At 68.9% G+C, this 8,357-nt stretch carries 8 protein-coding genes and 1 pseudogene; 5 read left to right on the top strand and 4 right to left on the bottom strand.

Annotation, left to right across the window (positions count from 1 at the left end; translation table 11 throughout):
* Nucleotides 1-599: 599 nt before the first annotated feature.
* Entirely contained in the window at nt 600-959 is a 360-nt protein-coding gene (locus ACIQ7D_RS37225) for a hypothetical protein (RefSeq protein ID WP_403945673.1), read from the bottom strand.
* A gap of 145 nt (nt 960-1,104) precedes the next feature.
* Nucleotides 1,105-1,746 carry a TetR/AcrR family transcriptional regulator gene (locus tag ACIQ7D_RS37230; protein ID WP_403945675.1) on the bottom strand — a complete coding sequence of 214 codons (642 nt, stop codon included), beginning with the start codon at nt 1,744-1,746 and terminating at the stop codon, nt 1,105-1,107.
* Between the two features lie 152 nt (nt 1,747-1,898).
* Here ACIQ7D_RS37230 and ACIQ7D_RS37235 point away from each other — a divergent pair, with 152 nt between their 5' ends.
* The 5 genes from ACIQ7D_RS37235 to ACIQ7D_RS37255 all read left to right on the top strand — a co-directional run bounded on the left by ACIQ7D_RS37235 (nt 1,899) and on the right by ACIQ7D_RS37255 (nt 6,992).
* Entirely contained in the window at nt 1,899-2,810 is a 912-nt protein-coding gene (locus tag ACIQ7D_RS37235; protein WP_403945678.1) for an SDR family oxidoreductase, read from the top strand.
* A 13-nt stretch (nt 2,811-2,823) separates the two neighbouring features.
* Nucleotides 2,824-3,951, top strand: a complete 1,128-nt coding sequence (locus ACIQ7D_RS37240) for a hypothetical protein (protein WP_403945689.1) — start codon at nt 2,824-2,826, stop codon at nt 3,949-3,951.
* Nucleotides 3,948-4,871: an alpha/beta fold hydrolase gene (locus ACIQ7D_RS37245; protein ID WP_403945680.1), complete on the top strand. Its 924-nt coding sequence runs from the start codon at nt 3,948-3,950 to the stop codon at nt 4,869-4,871. Before ACIQ7D_RS37240 ends, ACIQ7D_RS37245 begins: the two co-directional genes overlap by 4 nt.
* A gap of 78 nt (nt 4,872-4,949) precedes the next feature.
* A complete protein-coding gene (locus tag ACIQ7D_RS37250; protein WP_403945683.1) occupies nt 4,950-5,861 on the top strand; it encodes a metal-dependent hydrolase in 912 nt (303 codons plus the stop codon).
* 96 nt (nt 5,862-5,957) lie between these two features.
* Nucleotides 5,958-6,992, top strand: coding sequence for a PDR/VanB family oxidoreductase (locus ACIQ7D_RS37255; protein WP_403945685.1), 1,035 nt, complete (start codon nt 5,958-5,960; stop codon nt 6,990-6,992).
* Nucleotides 6,993-7,131: 139 nt separating this feature from the next.
* Here the strand turns inward: ACIQ7D_RS37255 and ACIQ7D_RS37260 are convergent, their stop codons facing one another.
* Nucleotides 7,132-7,503 (bottom strand): DUF1330 domain-containing protein, encoded by a 372-nt coding sequence (locus tag ACIQ7D_RS37260; RefSeq protein WP_403945687.1) that lies wholly within the window; start codon nt 7,501-7,503, stop codon nt 7,132-7,134.
* 182 nt (nt 7,504-7,685) lie between these two features.
* Nucleotides 7,686-7,935: pseudogene (locus ACIQ7D_RS37265) on the bottom strand (short-chain dehydrogenase); the annotation flags it as partial.
* Nucleotides 7,936-8,357: the final 422 nt, after the last annotated feature.

The raw sequence follows: 8,357 nt of genomic DNA on the forward strand, positions 1-8,357 counted from the left end.
AGCGGCGCCGTACTCCCCGTCGACAACGGCTGGTCGGCCATCTGACCCGGCCCCGCGAGCGGTGCCCGGCACAGCCCGACCGCCGGGCACCGCAGGTCCATAGTCACATCAGGCCCACCCGCGAAGCACCCTGTCCTCTCTCCTCGAACTCGACATGACACAGGCAGCCCTGGTCACCGGCTCCTGAGAGGGCATCTGCGAGGTCATCGCCCCGAAACTGCACGGGCCAGGCTCCACCGTCTATGGCGCCGCACGCCGCACCGACCGCCAGAAGTGACTGGCCACGTCCATGGGCAGCGGCCGGATACTGCGGGCGCCGCTGGGTCGCCGACGCACGTTCGCGTGGCTGATGCGTTCGCGCCGACTGGCCCGGCAGTACGAGACGTTGTCGGCCCAGCAGCGAGGCAATGATCTGGTGGTCGATGGTCACGCGGTTGAGCCGGCGCCTGGCACGGCCACGAGCCGCCGGCCAGCGTGAACTTCCCGACGTCTCCTGCACGAGCCACCCGCGCTCCGCCAGCCGCCTGGCTTTCGAGCGCACCCCCTCGACCTTCGCCGACGTCGTCCGAAGGCCCAACTTCCTCGCGATCTCCCTGCCTTCAGCGGTGTACCAGGCCCGTCGGCTGCCGCTCGTCGAGCACGTCCAGGATCCGCTGGCAGTCCGGCGCCAGCACCGTCACCGGCAATCCGTCGCGCCAAGGAGGCGCGATCGAGCCCGGCACCGGCGAGACCGAGGGCGCGGGTTTCTGCTCCGCCTCGGTCTCGGTCATGGCGGTGGGCTCGGCAGCCGAGGCTGCCAGGGCCTCGACCAGCTGTTCCCGCGCGATCACCCGCCGATCCAGCCCGATCTCGGCGGCCTCCGACGCCCCAGCCAACCGGGCGACTCCCTCCCGCGGCCCTTCCACCCGCACACGGGCCGCGGTCTCCCCCTCCTCCAGCATTCCCAGCACCGACGTCATCGCGCACGCCTCGCTCACGGAGCGGAAACAAGACGCCGCACGCCTCCCTCACTACGAGCGAAACCATGCCTGACCAGCAGAGATGAAGTGGTCATGTTCGGTTGGGATACGGCTTCCGAATCTGAAGGAATCCGGGCCTGTGTGATCAAGGCTGATCGCTGATGGCTCGGTGGGCCGCGGTGTACAGGGTGTGGCACAGGTCGATGAGTTCTTCGACGGTGGCGTTCTGGTGGCCGAGCGTCCAGTCCACAAGGAGTTCGTTGACTGCGCCGACCAGGCTCATCGCGGTCATGGTGAGCCGGTTGGAGGGGGTTTGCGGGCCAGGGGGCGGTCCGACGACGGCGGCGATCAGTGCGGCGAATTCGTGCAGGGCCTCGCGGCGGCGCACTTCGAGGCGGGGGCTGGCGCCCACGACCTCGATGAGCACCAGGCGGGCCTTGCGGGCGTCGCCGGCCAGTGTGCGGATGAATACCTCGAGGCCGGCGCGGAGCTGGGCGTCGACATCGGGTGCGGCTGCGGCTGCGGCCTGCGCGGTTTCGGCTCTGATCGTAGTGATCAGCTCGTTGTAGACCCCGGCGAGAAGGTCTTCGCGGTCGTGGAACGACTCGTAGAAGTAGCGCTCGGTCAGTCCGGCATGCGAGCACACCTGCTTGACGGCGACCGAGGTGTATCCGGCCGTGCCGAAGAGGTCGAGGCCGGCCTGGATGAGGCGGGTGCGGCGCTCCTGCTGTCGTTGCGCCGCATCAAGTCCGCGATAACGCCGCCCGGCGGTCTCGGTGCCGGTCATGTTTTCCCTTCGCTGAGGTGTTGACGCCGGTGTGCTCTGAACTGACACTCTAGCTTGTCAGATCATCTGACACGGCAATGTGTCAGACGCGCGTGGGGCCGCTTGCCCCTCAGCGATCCGCCTCGTGCTCGGGGCAGGGAAGGGGCTCGACCGTGGCAGCACCGCCCGGGTACCCGTACAGATTCAGCCGGAGAGAGCGCGACAGGCTCCCGGGCACAGGACCGCTGACCGGCCGAGCGATCGCGGTCACCGGGGCGGGCTGCGGAATCGGGCGGGCCGTCGCAGCCCGGCTCGCCGCAGCCGGAGCCGCCGTGGCGATCGGCGATCTCGACGCGGAGCTCGCCAAGAAGACGGCTGGCGCCATCGGCGCGCATTCCGGTGGCCGACTGCTCGGGCTGCCTCTCGACGTCACCGGCACCGCTTCCTTCGAAGACTTCCTGCACACCGTTGAGACCCGGCTGGGGCCGATCGACGTACTGATCAACAACGCCGGAATCATGTGGGTGGGCCCCTTCGAGGAGGAACCGGAGGAAGCCGCCCTGCGCCAGTTCGACGTCAACGTCCACGGCGTACTGCGTGGGATGAAACTCGTGATCCCCAGGATGCGGAAACGCGGTCGCGGCCACGTGGTGAACATCGCCTCCGCCGCCAGCAGGGTCGCCCCGGCCGGCGAGGCGACCTACGCGGCGACCAAGCACGCCGTCCACGGCTACAGCACAGCCGTCCGCGCCGAACTGCGTGGCACCGGCGTGCACGTGTCCCTGGTGATGCCCGGCGTCGTGGACACCGAGCTGGCCGTGGGCACCGCGACCGGCCCCACTCGACGCCTGACGACAGATCAGGTGGCCGACGTGGTGCTCGACGTCGTGCTGCGCCCGCGGTTCGAGGTCTTCATTCCGCGCCGGCTGGCCGCCCTGACCCGGTTGGCGGCGCTGCTGCCGGGCCGTGCCCGTGACGCCCTGCATCACGCCCTTGTCCCCGACCAGCTCGCCGCCCTGTCCGACCGGTCGGTCCGCGCGGCCTACGAACAGCGCACCCGGACCGCCCGCCATCCCGAGAAGTGAGCCCGTGACCACCATGCCCAAGCCGGTGCCCAGCGCGAAGAAGCCCCAGGACGCCGCCGCTCCGCGTCCCATCCCCGAATTCGAAGGTGTCCACGACGTATGGCCCCGCGGTGACCGGCTGCACGCCGTGCGCCGCGCCGCGGCCGCCTACCGTGAGCGGTTCGTCCAGCAGGGCCGCATCCACGCCGTCCGCAGTTTCGACATCGCCGCCGCCCCGTACCCGACCCGGTTCGGCTTCCACGGCGCCGCGCTCGCCGTCAACCCCTTCGTGAGCATTGTCAACCGGATGCTCGCCGTGCAGTTCCACGGCTTCGACGGTGAGCCGAAAACACTGGTGTGGGAGCCGACCGTCGCCGCCGGAACGGCTCAAGCACCGTTCTACGCCCAGCTCAAGCGCCTTGCGGGCGACTTTCTCGCCGACCACGTCTTCGCCCGCTACTACCAGGACCCGGACACCGTCCTGCCCTCCTGCGGTCTGCGAGCCGAGGACGTGGACTTCGTCAGCTTCGACCACCTGCACGTCCAGGACGTGCGCATGATCATGGGAAGCACCAGCACAATTTCCGGCGAACGGGTGCCCCGCGAATCGCTGTTCCCGCGCGCCCAGTTGTTGGTGCACCGCAAGGAGCTGGGCACCTTCGAATCGATGCATCCGATGCAGTGGGCCTGGTACGTCGACGGAGGCATGGACGGGGTGCCGGGCGAGCGCATCACCGCCTTCGACGGGGATGTCGAACTCGGTGTCGGCGTCAGCCTGCTGTGGACCCCCGGCCATACGGACGGCAACCACTCCCTGGTGCTGAACACCCCCGACGGGGTGTGGGTCTCCTCCGAGAACGGCATCTCGGCCGACAACTGGCAGCCCGAGCTCTCCCGTATCCCCGGGGTGCGCCGCCACGCCGCGTTCTACGGCCGTGAGGTGGTGCCCAACGCCAACACCCTGGAGGACTCTCTCGACCAGTACGACTCCATGGTCAAGGAGAAGACCCTCGCCGACCCCAGCCGGCGCGATCCGCGCTGGCTGCAGATCCTGCCCTCCTCGGAGCTGGCCCGCTTCAAGCGGCAGTGGCCGGTGCTGCCCGGCTTCACCCACGGCGGTCTGAACTACGGCGAGCTGACCCTTGCCGATGGTGGCCGATGACCGGCCCGGCCGCCCGCCGGATCGCTGCGGACGGCGTGGAGTTGGCCGCCTACCAATGGGGAGCGTCCACGGCTCCTGCGGTGGTGCTGGTCCACGGCTATCCGGACACCAGCGCCGTGTGGCACCCGGTCGCCGAGCGCCTGGCCGACCGCTTCCACGTCACCGCCTTCGACGTGCGGGGAGCCGGCGCCTCCGACCGGCCCAGGGGCCTGCGCGCCTACCGGATGTCCCGCCTGGAAGCCGACCTGGAGGCGGTCATCGACGCCGTGAGCCCCGACCGCCCGGTGCACCTGGTCGGACACGACTGGGGATCGATCCACTCCTGGGAGTCGGTCACCGGCACCCGCCTGGCCGGGCGGATCGCCTCGTTCACCTCCATCTCCGGACCCTGCCTGGACCACGTCGGCCACTTGATCCGGGCCCGCCTCCGGCCGCGGCATCCGGATCTGCCGAAGATGCTGCGGCAGCTCGCACGGTCCTGGTACATCGCCTACTTCCATCTTCCGCTCCTGCCCACCCTGACCTGGAGAGCACTGGGACACCGCTGGCGCGCCTTCCTCACCAGATCCCAAGGCGTGCCCGGGCACACCTCCTACCCCGCGCCGACGCTGGCCCGCGACGCCGTGACCGGCACCGCGCTGTACCGCGCCAACATGCTGCCCCGCCTGCTGCATCCCCGGGACCGGCCGACCACCGTCCCGATTCAGCTCATCATCCCCACGCGCGACTTCTGCGTCACCCCGGTGCTGTCGTACGGAGTGGAGCACTGGACGCGCCGGATACAACGGCGCCCGATCGACGCCGGGCACTGGGTACAGCTCAGCCACCCCGAGGAGATCGCGTCCCGGATCGCGGAATTCGCCCACCGCATCGAAGACGGCTTCCGCCGCAGTCCGGACCACACCGCGCACCCGATCTGACAGCCCAACAAATCGGCAGTACCGGACAACTGCCTGACCGCCCCTTCGCACACACCGACAACTGATGGAGAACCTGTCATGTTCCGAGCCGCACATGCCCACCCGGAGCGTCCGTCCGAGCCCATCGACCACCACGACCTGGTGTTGCAACCCCGGGACGTCACCTTCGACTGGAGCGCCACCCCGCTGCACTGGCTTCCGGGCGAGCCGTTCGCGACCCACACCGTCGATGTGCTCCACCTCATGCTCCCCGAACTCGAACGCTGGTTCGTGCGCACCTTCGAGCAGGCACTGCCACTGATCACCGACGACCGGCTGCGCGAGGACGTACGCGGGTTCATCGGCCAGGAAGCGATGCACGCCGAGGCCCACCAGGAGGTCCTGGAGCACCTGCTCACCAAGGGGCTGGACCCGGCTCCGTACACCCTGCAGTCCGAATGGATCTTCCGAAGGGTGCTGGGAGACCGGCCGGAGCTGACGCCGGCTGCCGCACACGCGCACCTCCTCCAGCGGCTCGCCCTCGTAGCGGCCTTCGAGCACTTCACCGCGTATTTGGGTCACTGGATTCTCAGCAACGGGCACCTGGACCAGGCCGGCGCGGACCCCACGATGCTCGATCTGTTCCGCTGGCACGGCGCGGAGGAGGTCGAACACCGTTCGGTCGCGTTCGACCTGCTGGTGCACCTCGATCCCAGCTACCGGCGCCGAACGGTGGGCATGCTCGTCACCGCTCCGGTGCTGACCCGGCTGTGGATCCGCGGAGTCCGCTTCCTGATGGGCGCCGACCCTGAACTCGACGATCGGGTCAAGGTCCGCTTCGGCGACTACCTGGCCGCGGCCCGCAAGGACCTGTTGCCCCGGCCGGGCGCGTTCGCCCGCTCGGTGCTGCGCTACTTCCGCCCTGGCTACCACCCGAGCCAGGAGGGCTCGACTCAGCAGGCGGTCGCCTACCTGGCGGCGTCCCCCGCTGCCCGAGCGGCTGCCCGATGACCCAGCGACCAGTGAGGCAATGAGGCATCCATGGACATCAGTACACCCGTCGCTCGGCCGCCGGACCTGTACGGCAGGCCGCGCGGCGACTCCTTCATGCAGAAACTGGCGGCCTTCAGCGACAACGCGGTCACGCGCCTCGCGCGGCGCAGCGCTCCTCCCAGGCGCCCGCCGGTCACCGAGATGCCCGCGATCCGGGAACTGGTGGTCGCCACCAAGCACCAAGAGGCCGAGGACGTCGTCTCCCTGCGGCTGGCAGCACCTGGCGGGGGAATGCTCCCGCCCTGGCAGCCCGGCGCCCACATCGAACTGCACCTGCCCTCCGGCCGCAAGCGTCAGTACTCTCTGTGCGGTGACCCCGCCGACCGGTACAGGTACCGCATCGCGGTGCGCCGCATCGCGAACGGCAAAGGCGGTTCGGCCGAGGTACACGACGCCCTCGCATGCGGCATGCGCATCGCCATCGCCGGGCCCCGGAACGCCTTCCCCTTCGCCGCCGAAGCATCCGTCCTGCTCATCGCGGGCGGCATCGGCATCACCCCGATCCTGCCGATGGCTCGGGAAGCCGCCCGACGCGGGCTGGACTGGAGGCTCGTGCACACCGGCCGCAGCCGCGGCTCGATGCCCTTCGCGGCAGAGCTGGCCGAACTCGCAGCCACGGCCCCTGGCCGGGTCTCCATCCGCCCTGACGACGAGTCCCGCGCGCCCGAAGCAGCCGATCTGTTGAGCTCGAGCCCTGAGGCGGGGGCGGTGTACTGCTGCGGACCAGCGCCCATGATCGACGGCGTTCGGCGCGCGTTCGGCGGTAGCCGCGCGTCAGCGCTGCACTTCGAACGTTTCGCCCCGGCCTCGATCACGGACGGCCGTCCCTTCGAACTTCAGCTGGGCGGCACCGGACGGGTGCTGCCGGTGCCGTACGACCGCTCCGCCCTGGATGTTCTCCACGCGGCCCTGCCGGACCTGCCGTTCTCCTGCCGCCAGGGGTTTTGCGGCACCTGCCGGGTACGAGTGGCTCATGGCCAGGTCGATCACCGTGACCGCCGGCTCACCGCCACCGAACGTGCGGCCGGCGCCATGCTGCCCTGCGTCTCGCGTGCACCGGAAGGAGAGCGGTTGGTGCTGGAGGTGTGAGCGATGGCCGAGCGCCCGTCGAGATGTGGCCATCCTCCCCCTCGGCGCACGCTCCGCACTTGCCGGAGGCGTCTGCCCTTCGCCAGCCGACGACTCGTCAGCTGTCTCATCCGGCTCCGGCTCCGTAGCGATGCGGGTTTTAAGGCTTGAGCACCGCCAGCACATCGTCGAGCGAAACGTTGGCGGGGTCACTCATATCGGAACCGTCGAACGTCTGCCAGACATAGGACGCCGTCCCGTTCTCCCGCAGCGGATGCAGGTCGGCCAGTTCCGGATCGTCCCGGAAGCTGTTGAACGCCTCTTCGGATTCCCATTCAACGAGAAACAGAACCTGCCGTGGTGCGAGGTCACCGACTACGTTGTTGCGGAAACGGCCAAACGCCACCATTCGTCCACCGTATTGCGGAGCCACTTCGGGCAAACGGCTAAAATATGCAAGGTACTTCTCCACGTCGACCACGTCAAACATATTCAGGGCGTAAAACTTCTTCTTCTGTGAATTCGCACTCATTGCTAATCCCCTCTCCGGTTTCATAAAACTGGCGTTCGCTGCTCCAGCGATCGCGGGGCGCTGGCAGCAGGAGGCCAGCATTGTTGATGATGGTGACGTCAGTCGCGATGTGCGCCAGATCGGAGACTGACTGTGAAGAACGCACTTCCAGTGCCCGGGTGAAGACCGACGTAACGGAACTCTCCGACCGCGGCACCGGCGTTGTCGATCAGCGCGGTGACATCCTGCGCCTTCGTGGCGGTGGCTGCCACGGAAGTCGGGTGGTGACCTCCAGCGCCACCGGGACCGCGTCCGGGTGCGTCACGCTGCGCGGGTCCCGGGCCGTGGCGTAGACCTTGCCGGCACTGCGCGCGTACAACTCCTCCTTCAGCTCCTTGCCGATGTGCCGGCTGTCGCCGGTGCGAAGACGTTGGCACTCTTGAGCGCGGTCATGATTGTGCCTCCACGGACGAGAAGTCGATCGGCCTTCATTAGGGTAAACCGATCGGTTTCCAGGCGCAAGCCCAAGCGTCAAACCGATCCCCGCCGAATCGGCAGGTGGGCTCGGGTCGTGGTCATGGAGCGCCCTTGGGTCCGGGCCACTGGCTCTGGACGGACGGCTGCCATGGTGTAGCTGGCTGAGGCGCGCCCTTGGGGGGCGAACCAACAGCACCTGCGAGGACGTGGGGTGAACCGCCCGTCGCCCCGCTTGTGCAGCTGGCCGCCCTCGCTCGACTGCAAGTCGATCGGTTTCCATGCGCAAGATCAAGCGACGATCCGGTCGAGTCGCGTCATCGGCTGCGACTGCCCGGACGGCGTCGCTCAAGCGCTCGCGGCGGCGTACAGGGGGGATGTGGCGGGGGCGGTCGCACTGG

Source organism: Streptomyces sp. NPDC096310, from assembly GCF_044763125.1.
GTDB lineage: Bacteria > Actinomycetota > Actinomycetes > Streptomycetales > Streptomycetaceae > Streptomyces.

What these genes read in the sequence shown, in the direction of transcription:
- ACIQ7D_RS37225 (WP_403945673.1), bottom strand. Translation starts at nt 959, where the DNA reads ATGACGTCGGTGCTGGGAATGCTGGAGGAGGGGGAGACCGCGGCCCGT.
- ACIQ7D_RS37230 (WP_403945675.1), bottom strand. Translation starts at nt 1,746, where the DNA reads ATGACCGGCACCGAGACCGCCGGGCGGCGTTATCGCGGACTTGATGCG.
- ACIQ7D_RS37240 (WP_403945689.1), top strand. Translation starts at nt 2,824, where the DNA reads ATGCCCAAGCCGGTGCCCAGCGCGAAGAAGCCCCAGGACGCCGCCGCT.
- ACIQ7D_RS37245 (WP_403945680.1), top strand. Translation starts at nt 3,948, where the DNA reads ATGACCGGCCCGGCCGCCCGCCGGATCGCTGCGGACGGCGTGGAGTTG.
- ACIQ7D_RS37250 (WP_403945683.1), top strand. Translation starts at nt 4,950, where the DNA reads ATGTTCCGAGCCGCACATGCCCACCCGGAGCGTCCGTCCGAGCCCATC.
- ACIQ7D_RS37255 (WP_403945685.1), top strand. Translation starts at nt 5,958, where the DNA reads ATGCAGAAACTGGCGGCCTTCAGCGACAACGCGGTCACGCGCCTCGCG.
- ACIQ7D_RS37260 (WP_403945687.1), bottom strand. Translation starts at nt 7,503, where the DNA reads ATGAGTGCGAATTCACAGAAGAAGAAGTTTTACGCCCTGAATATGTTT.